At 59.5% G+C, this 20,976-nt stretch carries 12 protein-coding genes; 8 read left to right on the plus strand and 4 right to left on the minus strand.

Annotated elements, in window-relative coordinates:
• Positions 1-323: 323 nt before the first annotated feature.
• The 4 genes from P2W41_RS06345 to P2W41_RS06360 form a co-directional block, all read right to left on the minus strand.
• Complete coding sequence (locus P2W41_RS06345) at positions 324-1,583, minus strand: hypothetical protein (RefSeq protein WP_404934599.1); 1,260 nt, start codon at positions 1,581-1,583, stop codon at positions 324-326.
• Between the two features lie 254 nt (positions 1,584-1,837).
• Positions 1,838-6,175: a hypothetical protein gene (locus tag P2W41_RS06350; protein ID WP_404934600.1), complete on the minus strand. Its 4,338-nt coding sequence runs from the start codon at positions 6,173-6,175 to the stop codon at positions 1,838-1,840.
• 245 nt (positions 6,176-6,420) lie between these two features.
• A complete protein-coding gene (locus P2W41_RS06355) occupies positions 6,421-7,500 on the minus strand; it encodes a helix-turn-helix domain-containing protein (RefSeq protein ID WP_404934601.1) in 1,080 nt (359 codons plus the stop codon).
• 65 nt (positions 7,501-7,565) lie between these two features.
• The gene (locus P2W41_RS06360) at positions 7,566-8,942 is read right to left on the minus strand and encodes a hypothetical protein (protein ID WP_404934602.1); all 1,377 of its coding nucleotides are present in this window, start codon (positions 8,940-8,942) and stop codon (positions 7,566-7,568) included.
• A 177-nt stretch (positions 8,943-9,119) separates the two neighbouring features.
• Between P2W41_RS06360 and P2W41_RS06365 the strand changes: the two genes are divergently transcribed.
• The 8 genes from P2W41_RS06365 to P2W41_RS06400 all read left to right on the plus strand — a co-directional run bounded on the left by P2W41_RS06365 (position 9,120) and on the right by P2W41_RS06400 (position 20,419).
• Positions 9,120-10,676, plus strand: coding sequence for a Fic family protein (locus P2W41_RS06365; RefSeq protein WP_404934603.1), 1,557 nt, complete (start codon positions 9,120-9,122; stop codon positions 10,674-10,676).
• Between the two features lie 348 nt (positions 10,677-11,024).
• On the plus strand, positions 11,025-11,225 hold the full coding sequence (locus P2W41_RS06370) for a type II toxin-antitoxin system Phd/YefM family antitoxin (protein ID WP_404934604.1): 201 nt from the start codon (positions 11,025-11,027) through the stop codon (positions 11,223-11,225).
• Positions 11,226-11,227: 2 nt separating this feature from the next.
• On the plus strand, positions 11,228-12,853 hold the full coding sequence (locus P2W41_RS06375; protein ID WP_404934605.1) for a DNA cytosine methyltransferase: 1,626 nt from the start codon (positions 11,228-11,230) through the stop codon (positions 12,851-12,853).
• Complete coding sequence (locus P2W41_RS06380) at positions 12,853-13,272, plus strand: very short patch repair endonuclease (protein WP_404934606.1); 420 nt, start codon at positions 12,853-12,855, stop codon at positions 13,270-13,272. Before P2W41_RS06375 ends, P2W41_RS06380 begins: the two co-directional genes overlap by 1 nt.
• Positions 13,272-14,750 (plus strand): ATP-binding protein, encoded by a 1,479-nt coding sequence (locus P2W41_RS06385; RefSeq protein WP_404934607.1) that lies wholly within the window; start codon positions 13,272-13,274, stop codon positions 14,748-14,750. Before P2W41_RS06380 ends, P2W41_RS06385 begins: the two co-directional genes overlap by 1 nt.
• Positions 14,747-17,407: a Z1 domain-containing protein gene (locus P2W41_RS06390; RefSeq protein ID WP_404934608.1), complete on the plus strand. Its 2,661-nt coding sequence runs from the start codon at positions 14,747-14,749 to the stop codon at positions 17,405-17,407. The genes P2W41_RS06385 and P2W41_RS06390 overlap by 4 nt, the downstream gene beginning before the upstream one ends.
• Positions 17,400-18,365, plus strand: coding sequence for a PD-(D/E)XK motif protein (locus P2W41_RS06395; RefSeq protein ID WP_404934609.1), 966 nt, complete (start codon positions 17,400-17,402; stop codon positions 18,363-18,365). The genes P2W41_RS06390 and P2W41_RS06395 overlap by 8 nt, the downstream gene beginning before the upstream one ends.
• Positions 18,365-20,419 carry an AIPR family protein gene (locus P2W41_RS06400; protein WP_404934610.1) on the plus strand — a complete coding sequence of 685 codons (2,055 nt, stop codon included), beginning with the start codon at positions 18,365-18,367 and terminating at the stop codon, positions 20,417-20,419. The genes P2W41_RS06395 and P2W41_RS06400 overlap by 1 nt, the downstream gene beginning before the upstream one ends.
• Positions 20,420-20,976 lie beyond the last annotated feature (557 nt).

The raw sequence follows: 20,976 nt of genomic DNA on the forward strand, positions 1-20,976 counted from the left end.
GAACGAAATCGAGGGAACATCCGCTCCTGGAAAGCCATGCAGACGCGCCCGTGCATGCAACGAACGACCGCTTCCCACCACCCATAAATCTCGGACGCTCTCGCTGGGGGAATGTCAGCCTCCGAGAATTCTCCATCAGCGGAGCAAAGACTGATTTTAGTGCGCGAAGCAATCGCCTATGGCCCCGTCTGCGGAGTTAGCGTCTAGGTCAGCTCGGTCGGGGAGATGATGTCGCTCTGGCGTGCTCCAGCGTAGGCGATACAACGTTAGGGTATCGCGTCTAGGGAGCGTTTCCACCAATCCACACACCTACCGGAAATACGCTACAGGCTCCGATTTTTCTCTCGACTACTGGCGCATAGGCGTGGGACCGGAGGCCATTCAGCGCACAACATCACCGTCATCGAAAAAGTAGACGCTCTTGCGCGACAGCTTGAGATCTCCATAGCTTTCTTCGCGGGCCAGACCTTCACGTCTGCCGTCCAACCCACCTTTAGTCCGAAGCGATCCGCCGCGGCGAGGATGTCTGCCTGCCGCATCTCGGTAAGGGCGCCGCACCGCGTATTGCCGCCTTTGGGATAAAGATTGGTCCAGTGGTCATTCCACGTCGTCCAGCGGCCGACTGGCTGACGATCTAGCTCGGTCAGAATTATGCCATTTGCGCAACGGTACGAAATCGGATGCGGAAAGGCGTAGCTCGCCGGAAGGCTGAGACCCAAGTGAAATAGATCACCGAACCAATAGCCAAACGGAAAGGGGAAGACATCAACGCACAATGGAATGCATTTGCCTTGGGCAGCGGGTCGGAAGTGATCCTCAGGTTCTAGCTGGCGAGCTTGCCCGGAAAAAAGTGCTCCCATCGGAAGCTTCCAAGCGGCTCCATCGAGCGCTGCGATATCGGTGTCCTGAAGCGGAACGTAGTCTTCGGTAAGAAGGGTGCATGAGACGGTCAGCGAGGAAAATTCCGAAATACTCAAAGATAGCGGCGTTTTCAAATGGACGGGAACCAATGTGTCAGAAGTCGACCCAGCCTTAACAATTTTTCTGACGATGTTTTCGAGCGGCGCACCATCTGCTGCGCACGCATCCGGAAGCCCACCAAGCCAATGTGGCCGGTCAACGCGCTCAATGTCCACCAGGCCACGATTGAGCGGCAAGCACTTGCAAGCTGCCGCATAGGCCACGTCGAGTGGCATCCGCCAGAGATCGACCGCACAATCGAGGGTTCGCAGATAGGCTGAGCGGTAGATGTCGCCTTGGCGCTGATCGATCTGCGCCGACACGCCTGATCTCGTCATGGAGGCGTCAAGAAAATGATACGGAAATCCGGAGAGCGGAGCGTCGGTGACGGTTTTCACGTGCTCCCATTCGAATGCCCACTGCTTAACGAAGGGGAAGCGAGACGCTTGTTCTAGGCGCGTAAGTTCGTCGCCAAGCGACGATGGTACTTGCGCTGTTCGATCACGGAAGAAGTACCCGCGCGGCTCGAACGATGGTGGCACTTCGCCCGAGTGTTGCGAAGTCCAATCGCCGACCGAAGCGAGCGGTCCATAGACCTCCTTCAGCATGAAGTCGGCGAGCATAGACGGGTACGCGATATTTTGCGTGAGGACGCTAAGGCTTGGTAGGTGGTCTCTATCGGCAGCGAATAGAACGGCCAGTCCCGAACAAGTCTCGTTTTCTGTTCGCCGCTCCCCGAGCCAGGACAGATAGGTCCGAAGCGCGGTCGCCCCGAAGGACGGATCCGCGAGCAGCTTCGCATACTCACGGGCCGCTCGCAGCCTCGCAAAGCGGACCGGCCAATTGAGCCTCTCGAGAATGAAGCGCGCTGAGTCCATCACCTAAACCAAGGACAAGGTGGGATCGGTTGGTCTGATACCTCGGAGACCAGAATGTCGACGAAGTTCTTCGTTAGGTTCGTCGCGATCTCTGTCTGCCCGACGAGGAGCAGAAAGCGCACGAGATAGCGGTAACCGATCGCAAATGAGTAGCCCGAGCGTTTCCAATAGGGAGCGCGATCAGAGGTGTCCCGGATGTACTCTTTCCACCTCTCGGGAAAATGACTGGCGGCAGCCTCAAGCCGCCTGTTGATCTCCGCTTCTGACGTCCAGCTTGTCTGCCAACCGTGACGCGCGATGTGAGCGCGCACAAGCCAGTGGTAGGACTCGTCGCGCCCCTCCACGCCGAGGCTTGCCTCAAACGCTTCATTGAGGGCGTCCTCTGCAATGCTGTTGGAATGGCTTTCGCCTTCGAAATACGCTCGAATTGCTGCAAGGGCTTGTTTCGCGCGGCCCTTCGAAACCCAGTGGCGCAACCACAGCTTCGCCGCTGCGCGCTGGTCCTCGTAGCTGATACGGTAGTCTCCCAAGTCCTCCATCAACCTTGCGAACTCGGACACCTTGTATTTCGTCGGGTCAGGGGCGGCGATCCTAGGAATGTCGGATGAGTTGTTAGAGGGCTGATAGGCGTGATCGGTGGGCATTCCGCCGAGAAGTTGAATCTGCTGCTCTGCTAGGGCTTTCGCCTCTGGATCGGCGCGCTTGTCCAAAGCGGCAACGTTGCTGAACTCGACAAGGGTTCGAGCGAGCGCGCGTGCGTCGGGCGCCGCGAAATCGACGAGTTCGATGTGCTTTTCGAGCGCGGTTTCCGCAAGGTGATAGTCATCTTCCGCAATGTGATGAGAATAAAACTGGATGAGACGCTCGGGGCAGACACGGGCTACTGTCTCGATAAGGGCGGTCCTCGCGTGATTGGTGCCTTTCCCATCGGTAAACTCGGTGATCTGCTCGACGATCGGGACGATCTTCTCGAGCAACGGAATGACGTCAACGCCAGCACTAACGTGGATGTCTTCGACCGCATCGAGGACGTCGTAAATCCATGGATCTTTTCGCCACCCATAGCCGATAAGGCAGTTGGCTGCCCGGGCAAGAAGCGACTTCGCCGGCAGGTCGTATAGCAGTGCATATCGTGAGAGCTCGATCCACCGATCCGCCCTTTGATTAAATTCGGTGATCGACCTCGCCTCGTCGTCAGCTGCCGCATCCAAAGCAAGCTGGGCCAGCGACGGTTCGAGCAACGGAAGGTTGCTCTCGATCTGTGCCGCCATCCAGGAATCTTCGTTCCAATGTTTCGAGGCGCGGGCTATGCGCAGCTCGTCGCCAGACACTTTCAGCACTCGACCTGCTGGGCTTTTGAGCGCGTGTAGGCCTATTGCGATTTCGCGGAGTGCATGGACGAAGGAGGAATACTGTGTGCCTTCTGGATCGGTGAGACGGTCGGGGCGAACCGGCTCGATGTTACGCGCGGCGTAGTAAGGCGTAGCGAAAGATAACTGGGCGCGCCCCATCGCAATGTCCTTTGCCAACTTCGTCAGACATTGAAACGCTGTCGCCGACCAACCCACTGGAGCCGCACCGCCGATCTCGTAACCATAGAGGCTGTTCGCAAGGGAGGTGAAGAAGACGGAAACGAAGTAGTCCTCGACGTCTAGGTTACGTCCATACTCATAGTCCTTGCGGATTGGACCCGTTGAGTCCGGAAGGCTCGCTTGGCGCTGATTAGCGGTCGACTTGTGGAAGTGGCGCCAACACGACAGAAGTGGGCTGACCTGTGAGTTCGGTGAGTACGCGCGGGAGACGTCTTCTCCTGTTGCCGAGGCGACGACCACGAGGGCATCCTCAACGTGGAATCGCCAGGGAAGATCATTCTTGCCCTTGAGTGACTTCGCCGCCTGAACGAGGAGACCGACTCGTTTCTCTCTGCGAAGGTAAGAAACAAAACTCCTGAAGGAACTGTTTCTCGTCACATCGACCCGAAACCCTTTTAGGAACCTGATAACGCGTGCCGCGTCGGTCTGTGGAGAAATCGCTGCGACTTCGAGAAAGTGGCGGACCAAGAGCTCGAAATCACGATCGGGATGATGTCGAAGCTCGATCCAAAGATTGACCCGGCGCCGCAGCTCTTCGAAGGCGTCCTCGATTATATCGGAGGAACGATCAGGCACCGTCTTAACAAGAGTAAGTATCTCGTCGGAGCCCAGCGAACCGAGCTGGTCGGCCGAGAATACGACGCTTTCGATATTGGAGGCGGTCCGTATGGCCACCTCGGAGAAGTCGCCGAAATTCTGAACTTGAAACTCCGGCCCGTTGTCGACCCGTGTTTTGAGAGCGCGAAGCTCGGTCGTGCGAACATAGTCGTCGTTCGAGAAGGCCAGTTCCTCAGCGCGCGAAAGGATTTCAATAATCTGAGCGGGTGGCCAACCTTCCACAAGAGAATCGATGACCCATCGGCGCGTTGTTGCGTTGAGCAGATCACGTTCATCCCCGTTTAGCGCCTCTATGATCCAGTACCAGCCCCAACGTTGAAACTTAGGAGCGTCATTCTTGAGCCACTTCGCGATTTTCGGCAGGAGAGCCTTGAACGACGCGATGTGGTCATCCCGCTCAATAGCAAAGGCGAGCAAGCTGCCATGGAACGGCGCGACGCCGGAACGCTGAAACTCAAGAAGATGGTCAATTTCCTCGATTGGACCAAAGCATCTTCGTAGCCCGTCTTCGGTCCACCTGAAGCCGGAGCCGGCCATTGCGTGGATGGTTTGCTTTGCAGAAGGCGATAGGTCGCGCCACAGTCCCGCGTAGTACTTCCGGATGTCGCCCTCGGGACAGCTTGGGAGGCGTCCGATTTCCTCGGGAGAAAATGTGAAACCTCCTCGAACCATCGCCTCGAATGAATATATCAGATGCAGAGGGTGTCCCAACGAGATGTCGTAGAACGCATCTCCAATCGCACCGAGTTCGTGCTGTTCTTTGGTGGTTGAACGAATGCTGCTGAGCAACACGCGCCCGGCCTCGTGCTGTATGACGACCCACCGTTGAACCGCGTTGCGGTCCATTGGAGGAACCTCGATCCACGACTCGCTAGGGGCATGTTGGACCAGCCGAAGAGGAAGGTGGTTGTCAGGGACCCTTTGCGTGCCGAGCAACACCGTGACGTTAGGCGGGCACGGAAGAAGGGCGTTGAAAAGCTGGTTCATCTGGCTGAGATCGGCATATTCCCTAGCCACGTGGTCGAGCCCGTCGACCACGACCACAAACGGCTTCCCCTTGGCCGCGAAATGAGCGGCACAGGCCTCCACCCATTTTCTGAGCTCGGTCGGAGTCTCCTCTAGCCCCTTTACGGCATCGCCGTAGCGAACGACCATCTGGTCCATCAGTGATGAGGCGATGTCCGCGAAGTGGTTTCGGTCTCCGGAGTCAGCTAGCGACAAGAAGTAATGGTGCCGTATTGTGGGGACTTCTTGCTTGCGCAACTGATCCACCGCGTAGCTCAGATAGGTACTCTTTCCACGTCCGGGTGAACCCCAGAGCGCCCAGATTCCTGGCTGATCGGTCACGCGCTTCATGACGTCATCGTGAAACGGGCGACTTGGTGGTTCATAGCCATCGGGGATGCGAAAATCCTGCGACAGAGGTTGCGGTCTCTTTCGACTGATGATCTGCGTGAGGTGTTTATGCGTGATCCTTCCGTCCGGCTGTGGCTCATTTCGCACCGACGCCCAGCGCCTGGCTTGATGCAACAGGAGCAGCCATCCTTCGCTGTTCGTCGATGAAGGGACCAGTCGGCCCCTGAGGGTCGCCTCCAAGCGATCGATCATCGGCTCCGAATGCTTGAACTCGAAGCTTGAAAAGAAGCTCGATGCTTCGGCGGCTCCGCCTAGCTCCGTTTCGACGGCAGTTCGAGTAGCGCCGTCAAGGGAGCCGAGATCGATCAGCGCATTACTGAGAGATTTTGCCAAATCGGGGTCGGGGTGCCTATTCGTTCTTAGGCAGGCGGACTTCACCTGACCGCTGACGGCTAACGTCTTTAGCGACGTCGCCCACTTTTGAAGCCGCGAGGTGCCCTTCGGCGACTTTTCGAGAAGCCAATCCCAACTGAGTAGGTATTTGTCCGGTCGCGGCGTGAATTTGACCTGCGTGAGTTCAAACGTTCCGTCAGGCAATGCAGCAACTACATCGTCCAGCGCTCCGAATTCGCCGTCCTCCGATTCCAACTGAACCCATTTGTATTTATACGGGTCGCGATAATATTCGATGAGGATATCAATCCCGACCAGGTCCTGATAGTCGAATCCTGTTCGCGTTATCGCAGCGTTCTTAATACGGTACTCGGACAAGCGCCCTCCAACACAGGAGATGCAGGCAATTCCTGCTACAAGCAGTCTATAATCAGAATTTTCACCTCAACTGAGGATTCGGTGCAAGCCGGGAAGGAAACCATGGGCGACGAAATTGTTGTCGTCCAAGTAGGAGTTGGGCAAACCTATGTCGCCTCCGCCAGGGAGGCGAGGCGAATATCAGCACTGTTTCTTTTGACAGCAGGGCCGCATCCCTGCTGCTCGGGAAATTCTTTAGTTTACCATCAGCGACCATAGACCGAAACGCTTCTGACCTTGTCATAGAACCGATCGACGAGATCTTGCTCGCTCACGCGCTCAACCCGTATCGGCCGACCGAGACTGGCGGCGCTGGCGTTGGGAAACGCCCATTCGAGTTTTGGGTTACGGCGCAGGTTCTTCACTGCGAAGAGAACCCCAAACGGCCCCCGGATGCCGGAGTCGTCCAGAATGAGCTGAATATCTCGCAGGTGCCGGGCGAATTCATCGCGAAACTCGTGGATCGTCAGCCGACCCTCCCCATCCTGGACAGAGAATGGGTGGGAAATATAGGAGTGGACGAGCCAGTCATCTCCGATGAAAAAGCGAGAGATCGACCGTCCCTCTTGGAAGGTCCTGTCCCGCACCTCGACGCCATTTTCACAGCCTTTGAAAACATCACGGCTCTCGCCATGATAATGACGCATGACTTTCAATACACCTCGTCCGGGATCGAAAGGCGCCCGCTCCCGTTCATAGTGCTCCTGCGGCACGATCGCTATATGCAGCGTTGCGCCGTTGTTTTGCATGATGTCCCGCGCATCCACAGCCGCATTCTCCCGCTGCATTAATTGCACAGTATCGGCTTCCAGCTTCTCGATCGGCGTGAACAATGCAAGGAGCTGGTCACGGGGGATCGGAGTGTTTTGGGCACCAGTGCGAATATAGAATCCTCCGGTAGTCATGTTCTGGTAAGGCCTTAGCCGGTGGTCAGGGAGGTCGAGACAGAGAATGAACCCTCCCGTATCGAGATCGAGAAAGTCCACACGAACGCCCAATGGCTTAGGATCGATGTTGTCCTGAACAATAGAAGTGATACGGCGTGCCAAGGCGTCGCGATCGCCATCCATTGGCTCGAAGCGTGCGAAAACTCCCTTCTTTTCATGTACCCCGACAATCAGATATCCAGGCCCTGCATTCAGGAACGATACAACATCATCGATAAAGTTCGACTTCCCACGTTGTTCGTCGAGGTTCAGGCGTGCCTTGAACTCGTAATGTTGTCCTTCGACGATGAGGCCAGATCGGATGCCGTCGATGGGTGGCGTCGCTGGTTGTTTGTTCATTCTTTAGCCCCCGCGATCTTTATCGGCAGAATCTGTTAGAAACATTTCAGCACCATGTACGCAGATCAATATGCGCTTGAGCAGCTGTCACTCTCAAAATGCAAGCTCAACGTGTCCTGCAGCTTGCCCAATGTGCCATCTTTGCGAAACCGCGTGCCGCTGACAATGAAGGTGGCCCCGTTGTCGCTCGCGTAGAGAGTAATTCCCGTGACAGAAAGGCGTAGGAAGCGCCCGCGATTTTCCGCTGCAACGATGTCTCCCACTTCAACACCCAGTATGGATTGGGCGAGGGCGGAACGCTCGGCTTCAAGCTCCGTCTCCCAGTCGGCCAGTTCACCTTCGAGACGCGCCAAAGCTTCCCGAGCCGACCGAAAGGGCCGCTCTCTTCCGAACCATATTCGGTCCGCGAGCAACAGTTTGTCGTCCGGGACCTCGCGTTCAATCGCGTATGTGGCGTGAGATAGCATCTCGTATACACGATCAGCCTCGAGCAATCCCTGTAGGCGCTCACGGTAGGGTTTCACGGTGGCTCGGGAAACGCCGGCGGGCAATTCGATCTCCCGAACCGGCATGTAATCGATCGGCATGATATCGCGCAGCTTGAGTCTGCCGGTGGCGACCCTTTCAGGCGGATCCTCGTCGCGCCATGCTCGCCGGGCACTTTCCACCCACACTTCTGTGGCCGAAACACACAAGGTGCTGTCCAGGAAAACATGCGCTGCCGGCGCATAAAGATACCGGGCCGACCACGCGTGATCCGCGGCCATGAGTGGCATGACAACATGGTTCAGTTTCTGGTCCCGGACGACGCGCACAAGAGAAGCAATACGCTCCTGCAAATATGTGGTCAGGCGCACGAAGACCGCAGGACCATCTGCCGTATACCGCCTGGGCTCACGATCGCTCTCGAACATCAAGAGCTGTGGTCGTGAGAGCGGCAGGAGCTTTCCAACCAGACTGGCCGCGCTAGCCTGAACCGAATGGCTCCAGTTGGCGGCAACTTTTCCGTCTTTGACCCAGTCATGCCCGCGGTTTTGAATGAGGAGCAGGATCTGTGCGGCAAGATCGGGGTGGAGTTCGCGAAGTCTGCTCCCGCGTGTCTCAGCCCCATCCACATCCGTACCGCGAGCGTCCAACTCGCTGAGCGCAGCCTCGTAGAATTGCTGCTGCAGTTTCGACAGTGATCCAGCTGTTTTCCCGCGCGCCGTTTCCCGGCGTTTGCGATCAACCTCTTCCCGAAACGCCGCAAGGGGCGGACGTTTCGGCGTCTGCCCGGATTGAACCCTGGCCCAATAGCCTCGTGGCGGTTTGGGAACCTGAAGACGGGCGCACAGCTTGGCGATTGCGACATCCGAAACGCCAAGTTCCCGGGCCACCTCCTGCGTCGGCTTCTCCCAAACCAGCGCGAACAGTTCCTCGCGCGAGAGCTCTTTTGACGGCATTCTAGCTCCTTTCTGGTCAATGGCCGGCTGGCATGCTTCGTCTCGTTATCGACATCTACATCTCATCGTGAGCGATTTTCGACATAGGTGATTGATTTTCAATCCTTGAACTGTAAAGTACTTTCGACAGATGTGCGATATATGATCAACCTTCGACATCCATGAGAGAAAGCCGACATGAAGCTGGACATTGGCAGTCCTGCCCATTTTCAGAACGAACCCGTTCCAGAGGGCACGCGGCTCGCGGGGTGGGCGGCTCTCGTCCACGCGCTCGACGTGAAGGCGCCCGTGAGAAATCCCGCCTGCATCTCCGAACGGCATGTGCGCGGCAATCGCCGGGAGGAAGGCATCTGGGAGGTCTATGACAAGCGGTATCAACCGGACGACACCCTGGATGGGCATCTCGGCTTTGCTCTGCGCCATGAACTGATCGATCTTCTGGCGCTCAAGCGCATCCTCGATGCGCTGCCGCAGCAGGACCTCATAGACTTCATCCAGCGGACACCGACCGGCGCGGTGACGCGGCGCGTGTGGTTCTTTTACGAAACCTTGACCGGCAAGCGGCTCGACATTGACGACGCCCCTACGGTCACCGCCGTCGATGCTCTCGATCCCGAAGATTATTTCACCGGCCCCGCTTCGCTGTCTCTGCGCCATCGTGTGCGCAACAATCTGCTCGGCACGGGTACGTTCTGTCCGATCATCAGGCGCACGAAAAAGCTGGAATCATTTCTGGCCCTCGACCTTTCCCGCAAGGCCCAGGATACGATAGGGCGAACGGGTGCTCATGTCGTTTCCCGGGCCGCAAGCTTTCTCCTCCTCGCCGACAGCCGCGCCAGCTTCGAGATCGAAGGGGAACGCGCGCCTGCCAACCGGCTCGAGCGCTGGGGACGCGCCGTTCTCGAGGCCGGCAAGCGCCCGCTAAACCAGACCGAGATCTACCGCCTGCATCGCATCCTGATCGGCGACGACCGGTTCACCGAGATCGGATATCGCAGCGAAGGCGTGTTTCTGGGCGAGCGGGATCACAATAATGACCCCATACCCGAATTCATCGGAGCCCGGCCTCAGGATGTTCCCGACATCATGACCGGCCTCAATGAATGCAACAACAGGCTGCGGAGCTCAGAGGTCGATCCGGTGCTGCAGGCTGCGGCAATCGCGTTCGGGTTTGTCTACGTGCACCCGCTGGCCGACGGCAACGGACGTCTGCACCGCTGTCTCATCCACCACGTACTCGCCGAGCGCAAATACACCCCACCAGGCATGGTGTTTCCCGTTTCCGCCGTCATGCTGGATCGCATCGACGACTACGCCACGACCCTGAAGCGGCATTCCGGTCCCCTGATGGAGTTCATCGACTGGCGCGCCCAGCCCAATCACAATGTCGAGGTGACCCATGACACGGCGGACCTCTATCGCTATTTCGACTGCACCGAGGAGGCTGAGTTCTTGTTTAGCTGCGTGCAGCGAACCGTAGAGGTCGATCTGCCGCGCGAGATCGACTACCTAAAATGCCGCGATCAGGCGCTGACCGCCATCATGAACCTGGTCGAAATGCCTGACCGCATGACGCAGGACCTCATCATGCATATCCGCCAGAACGGCGGATCGCTCAGCAAGCGCCGCCGCACGGGCGAGTTTGAGAAGCTGCGCGACGATGAGGTTCAGCAGATTGAGGCAATTGTCGCGGACGCCTTTGAAGGTTTCGATGACAAATATAGCCCGAAATAGAGGATTGTCGGCCAAGAAGACGATCGGAGGGTGATGAAGATCTGCAGGCCCATCAGGCTGTGCCAGGCAAGGGACAGCCTGATCAGTGCGGTGTCGCATGGCCGGCTTGGAAGACCGTCGACGCACCATTCGTCCGGCCGAGGCTGGTTGGATGTGGCTGCCATGGAGGTTTTCTGCCTCCATCCTCATTGGTGCGATTTTGGCACTCTTAACCTCGCCATCTATAGGAGTGTTTCTACCGTTTGACTGAGGGATCGCCGAACTTTATTGCCGTAGATATCCTGGGTTTACTGTTGTGCCGTCTGTCCTAATGGCTAAAATAGCCACTTCCCGTTACGCGGAATGACTATGAAAACCATGACTGCCAAGGACGCGAAGAACAACTTCGGGCTGCTTCTCGATTGCGCACGTGCCGAGCCGGTTCAGGTCAACAAGCACGGGCGGCCGGTTGTCGTCGTCGTCAGTGTGGAGGAGTTCCAACGGCTCGGCGGATACCCGCCGGTCGACGGGCAGCATGCAGCAATGGACAATAAGAAAACTGGTAGGTAGCGATGCTGGCGCGGGGGGGTACTGAAATTCCGGCAGGATTGCCTTCGGGCGGGACGTCAGTTTCCGGATTGGAGAATGTTCACCGCTCCAACGCATATCCCGTTGTTGATCTCTTTGCCGGCCCGGGCGGATTGGGAGAGGGTTTCGCATCTGCACTGGACGAAAAGGGGAAGCACCGTTTTCGCAGCACGGTCTCCATCGAAAGGGACAAATTCTCTCACAGGACCCTGTTGCTTCGCCATTTCGTGCGGCATTTCCCCGATGGCGAGGCTCCTGACGACTACTATGAATTCCTCGCCGGCAGGATAGCGGACACGGAGCTGTTCAATCGCCATCCCGCCGCCTATCTCGAGGCGAAGCAAAGTGCCTTGAGAATTTCACTCGCCGCAGACTCTCACGCCCTTGTGCGGCAGCTGATCGTAGACAGGCTCGGCGGAAATGACCGATGGGCGCTGGTCGGTGGCCCTCCCTGTCAGGCGTATTCGCTGGTCGGCCGATCGCGGATGAAGGGCGATCCGGATTTCGAGCGGGATGAGAAGCACACCCTCTATCTCGAATATCTCCGCATCATTGCCGATCACCGTCCCCCGATCTTCGTGATGGAGAACGTGAAGGGCCTGCTGTCAGCCACGATCGAGGGCAAGTCCGCCATCAATCGGATCGTCCGCGACCTGCAGCAGCCGGCGACCGCAATTGCCGGCGCTCCGGCCGACCTCGCCTACCGGCTCTATTCTCTCACCGAAGAGGAGATGGCCGAGGGCGAAGTCGATCCGCGTCTGTTCCTTGTGCGCGCGGAGGATCATGGCATTCCGCAGGCGCGGCACCGGATGTTCATCGTCGGCATCCGCAGCGATCTGAAGGTTCGGCCCTCCACCCTCAGGAAGATGACGGCTCCGACCGTTCGCGACACGCTCGGCTCCCTGCCGGCAATCCGAAGCGGTCTGTCGAAGGAGAAGGACAGCCATGACGCCTGGCTGAGCGCCATTCGGCACATTGCCAGCATGAACATCCGCGGGCAGCTCAACGGTGCGGCCTATGCGGGACCGGTGGCGCGTGAACTCAGGTTTGACAAACTCATTGAGATGCGCTCGCCGCGCTCGACCTCGTCCTCCCGCTATGAGATGCGACGGCCGAATCATGATGTGCTGCGCAGCCTGTACGATGAACGCCTGACGGTCCTGACCGCGCACGACGCGCGCAGTCACATGGCGTCCGACCTGCGTCGCTACCTTTATGCGGCGACCTTCGCACAGGAGACCGGGCGCAGCCCCAAGCTCGCCGATTTTCCCGCCAATCTCCTCCCCGATCATCAGAATGTCGAAGAGGGCCGCAGCGGCAAGATGTTCTCTGATCGCTTCCGGGTTCAGCTTGCCGACCAGGTATCGACGACGGTCACCTCGCATATCTCGAAGGATGGTCACTATTTCATCCACTACGACCCGGCTCAGTGCCGGAGCCTGACCGTGCGCGAAGCAGCCCGTCTGCAGACCTTTCCGGACAACTATTTCTTCGCGGGCCCCCGCACCGAGCAGTATCACCAGGTCGGCAACGCCGTGCCCCCGAAGCTCGCTCAGCAGATCGCCGAAATCGTCGCCGAGGTGCTCGACTCCATTCGGAGCAGTCGATGATGGCCGACACACTCACCAGCGAGCGGCGCAGCTGGAACATGTCGCGGATCAGAGGCCGGAACACCGGCCCGGAAATGCGTCTGCGCTCGCTGCTGCACCGTGCGGGGTTCCGATTCCGGCTTCATGCGAAGCAGCTTCCCGGCCGGCCCGACGTTGTCCTGCCCAGATACCGGACGGCGATCTTCGTCCACGGCTGCTTCTGGCACCGGCATCCAGGGTGCCGGAATGCCACCACGCCGTCTACCCGGCGCGAGTTCTGGCAGGAGAAGTTCGACGGCAATGTCAGCCGCGACGCACGCAACCGGGCCGCGCTTGAAGCCGCCGGCTGGACCGTCCTGACCGTATGGGAGTGCGAGTTGAAGGCCGACGCGGAGGGCATTGTCCGCCGCCTCGCCGATGAACTGCGGGGCGATGGCTGATGGCGAGGTCGCACCATCTGCCCCCGAGCGCCGCCAGCCTGACGGCTTCGCTCCGTGATCTCGGCTACTCGCTCGAAACCGCCGTTGCCGACCTGATCGACAACAGCATCTCGGCCGACGCGACCGACATTCAGATCTTCTGCGACATGAGCCGCAGCGCGCCGGTGCTCGTCATCGCCGACAACGGGCGCGGGATGACGGAGGACGAGGTGATCGCGGCGATGCGCCATGGCGCCACCGACCCGCGCAAGGAACGAGGCCCGAAAGACCTCGGGCGCTTCGGCCTCGGCCTCAAGACCGCGTCGTTCTCGCAGTGCCGCCTCCTCACCGTGGTCAGTGCCGTGAAGGGCGAACGCGTCGGCGCCGAATGGAGCCTCTCCCGGATCGAAGAGGACGACGACTGGTTTATCTCCCTTCTTGAGCCCGACGAGATCGTGGAGACGCCTTTTATCGAGGCCCTCGGCGATACCGGCACCCTGGTCATCTGGCGGGATCTCGACCGGCTGTTCGAGGACGAGACCGGGCGGAAGCGCGACGAGATCGTCAACGAGAAGCTGGCCGTCGTCGAACGGCATCTGTCGCTCGTTTTTCACCGCTTCCTCAGCGGGGAGGTCAGAGGGCGGCGCAAGCTGACCATCCGCATCAACGGCCATCCGGTCGCTGCATTCGATCCCTTCTGCCGGAAGAACGAGGCGACCCAGATGCTCCGGGAGGAGAAGGTCTGGATCGGTGACGTGCCGGTCGTGATGCAGCCCTACGTCCTGCCTCACCACAGCCGGCTGTCGGCATCCGAATATGACTACTATCAGGACCGCAGCGACTTCATTTCCAACCAGGGCGCCTACGTCTATCGTAACGGCCGCCTGATGGCCTGGGGTGACTGGTTCCGGCTGGTACCCAAAGGCGAGGCGACCAAGCTGGCGCGGGTCCAGATCGATTTTCCGAACAGCCTCGATGAAGCCTGGACCATCGATATCAAGAAGTCGCGCGCCCGGCCGCCGCTTGCGGTGCGCGAGCGCTTGCGGCAGATCATCAGTCAGATCACCGCCCGAAGTGTCACCGTCCATCGCGGTCGTGGCCAGAAACTGTTCCAGGAAAGCCAGGCACCGCTCTGGGAACGCTACGCCGATCATGGCGGCATCCGGTTCGCGATCAACGCGGAGCACCCGCTCATCGCTTCTCTCGGCGCTCGGCTGACTCCTGATGATGCCAGTTCGCTGCGTGTGCTGCTTGATTCGATCGCCGCCGCCCTGCCGGTCGAGATGATCTATTCCGACTATTCGACGCATCCGCGCGAGGTGAGCCAGGCCGCCGCCGACAAGGACCAGACACTGGATCGGCTTAAGAGCCTCAAGCAGGTGCTCTACGGCGATGGACCGGGCGACCCGCAGGCATTCCTCCAGATCGTGCGATCGACGCGCCTCTTCGACGGGCAGATCGAAACGGCCGAGAAATTCATCGCAGAGGCTTTCGCATGACCGCGACGATCATCACGGAAGAACGCAACATCGCCAACGCACTGATCTCCGGTCTCGCGAACCTGACCGAGACGCCGACGCGGGAGCAGGTGGAGGAGAAGGCCAAGCAGATTGGCGCCATCTTCGGCTATACCGGTGACCTCCGTAACATCATCACCGAGGCGATGATCTCGATCGACACGCGCATGGGCGCCGGTGTCTCGCTCGTAGATGTTACCGCGAAGCATGACGATCAATGGGTCCGCAAGCGCGAGGACATAACCTGGACCTATTCCGGCGCCTACGAGAATTTCCTTCTGAAGGACGGCTGGCCGCCCCGGATGGTACAGTCGCTGAGCGATGTGACCAGCCGTATCCTGGGACATCTCCAGGACCCGCTCAGCGAGGGTACGACCTGGAACCGTCGCGGCCTGGTCATCGGTCATGTTCAGTCCGGCAAGACCGCCAATTATACCGGCCTGATCGCCCGCGCTGCCGACGCCGGTTACAAGTTCATCATTGTCATCGCCGGCATTCACAACAATCTGCGCAAGCAGACCCAGGAGCGCATTGACGAAGCTTTCATCGGGCGGTCAAGCGATCCCGAAGACCGCCGCTCCATCGGCGTCGGTCTTGATCCCGGCTATCCGCACCCGGCGACGCTCACCAACATCAACGAGGATTTCAACAAGAACACGGCGGCCAAGAGCGGCTGGAAGATAAACGACTTCAGCAAGCCGATCATCCTCATCATCAAGAAGAATGTCACGACGCTGACGGCCCTGCACAAATGGCTGAAGGCGCTGAACGCGGAGGGTGGCGACCGGATCTCAGACGTGCCGATGCTGCTGATCGACGATGAGGCCGACAACGCCTCGATCAACACCAACAAGGAGGATCTGGATCCGACCCGCACGAACGCCATGATCCGGCGCATCCTGGGGTTGTTCGCGAAGTCCTGCTATGTTGGCTACACGGCGACGCCGTTCGCCAACATCTTCATCAACCCCGACGCCTATGATGATGACGTGCGCGAGGAGCTGTTCCCGCGCGACTTCATCTACTGCCTGGATGCGCCGACCACCTATTTCGGTGCGGAGAAGGTCTTCCTCGACGACGAGACCAGCCAGTCGATCGTGAAGCCGATCGACGACTGCGAGGACTTCCTCCCCTACAGGCACAAGCGCGACGATCCCGTTCCGGAGCTGCCGCCCAGCCTCTACCGCGCGCTCGATGAGTTCATTGTCGCGCGTGCCATCCGCAACCTGCGCGGGCAGACCGGCAAGCACTGCTCGATGATGATCAACGTGTCGCGTTTTGTGCCGGTGCAGCAGGCCGTGCGCGATTTTCTCAGCCTGCGCGAGAAGAAGATCCGCGAGGCGGTCCGAGCGAGCTATCTGATGCCGGAATCCGTCTCCTCGGCGAACGTCTACATGCAGGGTCTGAAACGCGCATTCGACGCCGAATATGCCGACAGGGGCTTCACCTGGCCCGAGGTCAAGGCAGCGCTCAACGGCGTGTTCGATCACCTCCATCTCTACGTCATCAACAGCAAGAGCGATGAGGCGCTCGACTACACCCGGTACGAGAAGGAGGGCGTTGGGCTCACCGCCATCGCCGTCGGCGGTCTCAGCCTGTCGCGCGGTCTGACGATTGAGGGCCTGACCGTCAGCTACATGTATCGCAACACCAAGATGTACGACACGCTGATGCAGATGGGCCGCTGGTTCGGCTACAGGCCGGGGTTCGAGGATCTCTGCCGCGTCCATCTCTCGCGCGACTCCATCAATTGGTATTCCCATATCGCCGAAGCAGCCGAGGAACTCACCCAGCAGGTCAAGCGGATGCGGCGCGACGGTCTGAGCCCCATTGATTTCGGTCTCTATGTCCGATCGCATCCGGACAGCCTGCTGATCACCGCCGCCAACAAGATGCGGTCGGGTCAGGAAGTCACGGTCGAACAGACCTTCAGTGGTCGGTTGCGGGAGACCTACATCGTCTCCACCGATCCGGACGTGAATGCCCGCAATTTCGACCTGATCGCCGAACACTGGCGCGGCGGCTTCGGCGGTCGGCCGGAGGAGGTTACTGAAAAGGGCGTCATCTTCCGCGACATCCCGATCGCGGTCGTCGAAGATTTCCTGACTCGATTTGAGTGTCACTCCACCTTCGCCGGCATCAAATCGGACGTGGTGAACTATCTCGAACGTATCGCGGAAAAGCGTCCGCTCGCCGATGTCCTGCTGATCTCTCCTGGAGGCGCTCCGGGCGTTGGAGGGCCGTTCACGCTGAGGAACCAGGTGCGCGTCGTTGGTAAGGATCAGCCGAACGGGACTGCGTGGCGCCTGAACAAGGACCGTGTCGCCTCACGTGGCGATGAGAAGCTCGGGCTCGACGACACGCAGCGGAAGGAGGCAGAGGCGCTGGCCTCCGGTGAGGACGGAATAGGATCGGTGTCGGACACACACTACAGGATGGTTCGCGACCGACCGCTCCTCATGATCCATAGCCTTGAACCTCGGGACGGCGCTGTGCCGGGGCCGATCGCCGCCTTCGGCGTCAGCTTTCCCTACGGGGACTACTCAACCACCATCAATGTGGTCGTAAACAAGGTCTGGCTCCAGCAGATGCAGGGCTACGGCGACGATCCGGACGAGGAGGAGGACTACGATGCCTGAGTCCTCCCCGTGGGATAACATCGCGGTCCCCGGTGCGGATTTCAACGTCCGTCAGGTTCCCGGCGAAACCGCCGTGCCCTGCTTCTGGGGACGGGACACGACGGGCGCCTGCCTGTTCATTGCTGAGCTTCAGGGCGACCACACCGATCAGTTCCGGAAGAATGTGGTCACGGTGCATGGCATTGATGTCGATCTTCGCGGGGGCGAGCCGGGGTGGCAGCGCCTTGTCCTCACGCTTGAAAAACAGGTCGACCGCGACCTTTTCGAGGGCCTCTGCCGCACGCTTGCATCCGCGCTGGAGCACGCCACCGACTCCGCCAGCTCGCTCGCCGTCGCGCTGGCGCATATCCGGCGGTGGAAGACCTTTCTGTCCGGTCGCAGCCAGCACCTGTCGGCCGAGGAGATCCGGGGCCTTTTCGCCGAAGTCACCTTCCTGTTGGAGCTGATCGACATGGCGCCATCGTCCGCCGTTGCCGTCGAGGCCTGGCTCGGCCCGGAAAAGTCCCATCAGGATTTCATCTTCGGCAATACGGCGGTGGAGATCAAATCGCTCTCCGGCACCGAACGCAGCATGGTCCGCATTTCCTCCGAGGACCAGCTGGAGTCGCTAAACGACGCGCTGTTCCTGCGCATCTACCGGCTGAGCAGCCTGCCTGACGCTGCGGGTGCGCGGACGCTCAACGAGATCGTCGCCGCCGTCCAGGCGCGGCTCGCCGAGGCGGACGCCATCGAGGCGTTCGATCGCAAGCTCGTGGCGCACGGCTATGCGCCTTTGCCCGACTACGACGCGCCGCGCTTCGTCGTCAGCGATGTATACAGCTATCGTGTCAGTGACGGGTTTCCGCGGCTCATACGGTCGCAACTGCCGACCGGCATCGACAAAGTCGCATATGAAATCAGGCTGGAAACCATTGCGTCCTACGAATGCGACGACGGGGAAGTCTTCGGGGGGGACTGATGGAACAGACCGTAGAGGAATTCTTCCACGACTTCCGCCAGGAAACGCTGGCCGACGCCGAGGCCAACAGCACCTACCAGCTTGAAGCCTTCATGGAGGCGGTCTCCACCGAGCTGATCGAAACCGGCTTCATCGAAGGGTTCGAGCACTGCCACTATCGTGCTCCGCGCGGTATGCGCGTCGATGGCTACTGGTTCAACGATGAGGGCGCTCTCGACATCTTCGTGGCCGACTTCGACTGCCGCCGCGAGTTGGAGACGCTTACGCGCACCGATGTGGACGCTGCCTTCAAGCGCGTCGTCAACTTCTTCGAGGCGAGCCTGCAGGGAATGCTCGAACCCGACGTGACAACACCCGAATACGGGCTTGTCCGGCAGATAGCCGACCGCCGGGCGATGCTGCGCCAGGTCAATTTCTATCTGACCTCGGAACGGGTGCTGAGCGACCGCTTCCAGGCCTTTCCCGAGGGAGAGGTGGGCGGCATCCGTGCAACCTATCACATCTGGGACATGGCGCGCTTCCAGCGTCAGCGCAGCTCGCGGGGGCACAAGGAACCGCTCAACATCGATTTCGTCGAGCTGTTCGGAAATGGCATCGCCTGCCTGCCGGCCAACCTCGGCTCGGGCTCCTATCAGTCCTACCTGATCGTCATGCCGGCGCCGATCCTCGCGGCGCTCTACGACCGGTACAGCGCGCGGCTCCTGGAACAGAACGTGCGGACCTTCCTCCAGGCCCGTGCACAGGTGAACAAGGGCATCCGCGCGACCATTATCAATGAACCGCAGATGTTTTTCGCCTACAACAACGGCATCACCGCGACCGCGCAGGAGATCGAGACGCGGATGACAGACAGCGGTCTCCAGATCGTCCGCATGACCGACCTTCAGATCGTGAACGGCGGTCAGACGACCGCCTCGCTTTTCCATACCCAGCGCCGCGACAAGGCCGACCTGTCGGATATTTTCGTCCAGATGAAGCTGTCGGTCATCGATAGCGAGCAGAGCGAGACGGTTGTCCCCCGCATCTCGGAATATGCGAACACCCAGAACCGGGTGAACGCGGCAGACTTTTTCTCCAACCACCCCTTTCATGTCCGTATGGCGGAATTCTCGCGCCGGATCTGGGCGCCGGCGCAGCAGGGCGCGCAGCGCGAGACCAAATGGTTCTACGAGCGGGCGCGCGGCCAGTATGCGGACGCGCAGTCGAAGCTCACCCCCGGTGAGCAGAAGCGGTTCCGCGCGGAGTACCCGAAGACCCAGATGTTCACCAAAACGGACCTCGCCAAGTTCGAGAATGTTCTCGACGACCATCCCCGGTGGGTGAACCTCGGCAGCCAGAAGAATTTCGCCCGCTACGCACTGCGGATAGGGAAAGAATGGGAGAAGTCGTCCGACGGCTTCAACGAGTTCTATTTCAAGCGCGCCATTGCCCGCGGCATCCTGTTCCGCGCAACCGAGAAGCTGGTGTCGTCGCAGCCCTGGTACAACGGCGGCTATCGGGCCAATATTGTCGCCTACACCCTGTCCATGCTCGGAGAAGTCACAAAACGCCGAAAGGCAAGCGTGGATTACCAGCGCATCTGGGCGACACAGGCGATTGACGATGTGCTTTCACAGGCTCTCGCCACCATCGCCGCAGCGATCAATGAGGACATCATCCACCCGCCGCAGGGCATCTCCAATATCTCCGAATGGTGTAAAAAAGAAGGATGCTGGGCACGATTGCTTGAACAGGCCGACAACATCGCCGGACTCCTACCTGAGGAGTTCTGGGCCGCGCTTGCGTCCGCCGAGGATAACCGGCACGAAGCGAAGACGGCACGGCAGACCCAGAAAATCGACAACGGGATCGAGGTGCAGAAGCAGGTGTTCGAAGTGCCAGCGGCGCATTGGTCCCTCATTCTCAAGGAAGGCACAAGCCGTCGACTTCTGACACCGAAGGAGATGGGAATACTCAAAATCGCAGAGCAGATACCTGCAAAGATCCCTACGGAAAAGCAGAGTGCCGTCCTCATGGAAATCTTTGACAAGGCCCAGCAGGAAGGGATCATCTGAGGTCGACCTGGCATGGTGCCGACAGTCTTCAATCTGAACTTGGACGAGGAAAGCCCTCTGCTCAGACCCTGAATTCTCACCACAAGATCCCGAGCATTTCCTTCACGGCGGGTGTCTTCGCCCGAGGCTCACCGGACGGTTGACCGACAAGGGTCGTGAACACGGGCCGAAACGCTTCCACCGTCGCAGTGGTGCGCGATTCGACTTCAGAAATCCGCGCAATCCGCGGACATTTCGACATGATTTGCCTCATGAGATGATCTGGTCCCGGATGTTATAGAACTCTCCCCTTTCCCGAGATGGGGACCTGCGAATGCATGCGTTGCTGACCGGATCAGGCGTGGCGTCGCCCTTCGGGCCGGGCTCTTGGCTGACGCTGAAGCCCTCGCTTGCGCGGGTCTTCACCCTGCGGGCGTCGATCCCTGACGCATGGTGGAGGTGATGCTGCCGTCGGCGGATGTCCGGAAGGTGGCTTTGCGTCTTTGCGGTTCTGCGCCTTTTTGCGGACCTCCGGCCTACACGAGTGAGAGTGCGGACGGGTTGTCCGTGACGGGTTG

Origin of the sequence: Nitratireductor sp. L15S-10 (genome assembly GCF_045011005.1) — a bacterium.
Taxonomy (GTDB): Bacteria; Pseudomonadota; Alphaproteobacteria; order Rhizobiales; family Rhizobiaceae; genus Nitratireductor.

Coding starts and splice junctions, on each gene's coding strand:
- P2W41_RS06345 (WP_404934599.1), bottom strand. CDS start 1,583: ATGCTCGCCGACTTCATGCTGAAGGAGGTCTATGGACCGCTCGCTTCG.
- P2W41_RS06355 (WP_404934601.1), bottom strand. CDS start 7,500: ATGAACAAACAACCAGCGACGCCACCCATCGACGGCATCCGATCTGGC.
- P2W41_RS06360 (WP_404934602.1), bottom strand. CDS start 8,942: ATGCCGTCAAAAGAGCTCTCGCGCGAGGAACTGTTCGCGCTGGTTTGG.
- P2W41_RS06365 (WP_404934603.1), top strand. CDS start 9,120: ATGAAGCTGGACATTGGCAGTCCTGCCCATTTTCAGAACGAACCCGTT.
- P2W41_RS06370 (WP_404934604.1), top strand. CDS start 11,025: ATGAAAACCATGACTGCCAAGGACGCGAAGAACAACTTCGGGCTGCTT.
- P2W41_RS06375 (WP_404934605.1), top strand. CDS start 11,228: ATGCTGGCGCGGGGGGGTACTGAAATTCCGGCAGGATTGCCTTCGGGC.
- P2W41_RS06380 (WP_404934606.1), top strand. CDS start 12,853: ATGGCCGACACACTCACCAGCGAGCGGCGCAGCTGGAACATGTCGCGG.
- P2W41_RS06385 (WP_404934607.1), top strand. CDS start 13,272: ATGGCGAGGTCGCACCATCTGCCCCCGAGCGCCGCCAGCCTGACGGCT.
- P2W41_RS06390 (WP_404934608.1), top strand. CDS start 14,747: ATGACCGCGACGATCATCACGGAAGAACGCAACATCGCCAACGCACTG.
- P2W41_RS06395 (WP_404934609.1), top strand. CDS start 17,400: ATGCCTGAGTCCTCCCCGTGGGATAACATCGCGGTCCCCGGTGCGGAT.
- P2W41_RS06400 (WP_404934610.1), top strand. CDS start 18,365: ATGGAACAGACCGTAGAGGAATTCTTCCACGACTTCCGCCAGGAAACG.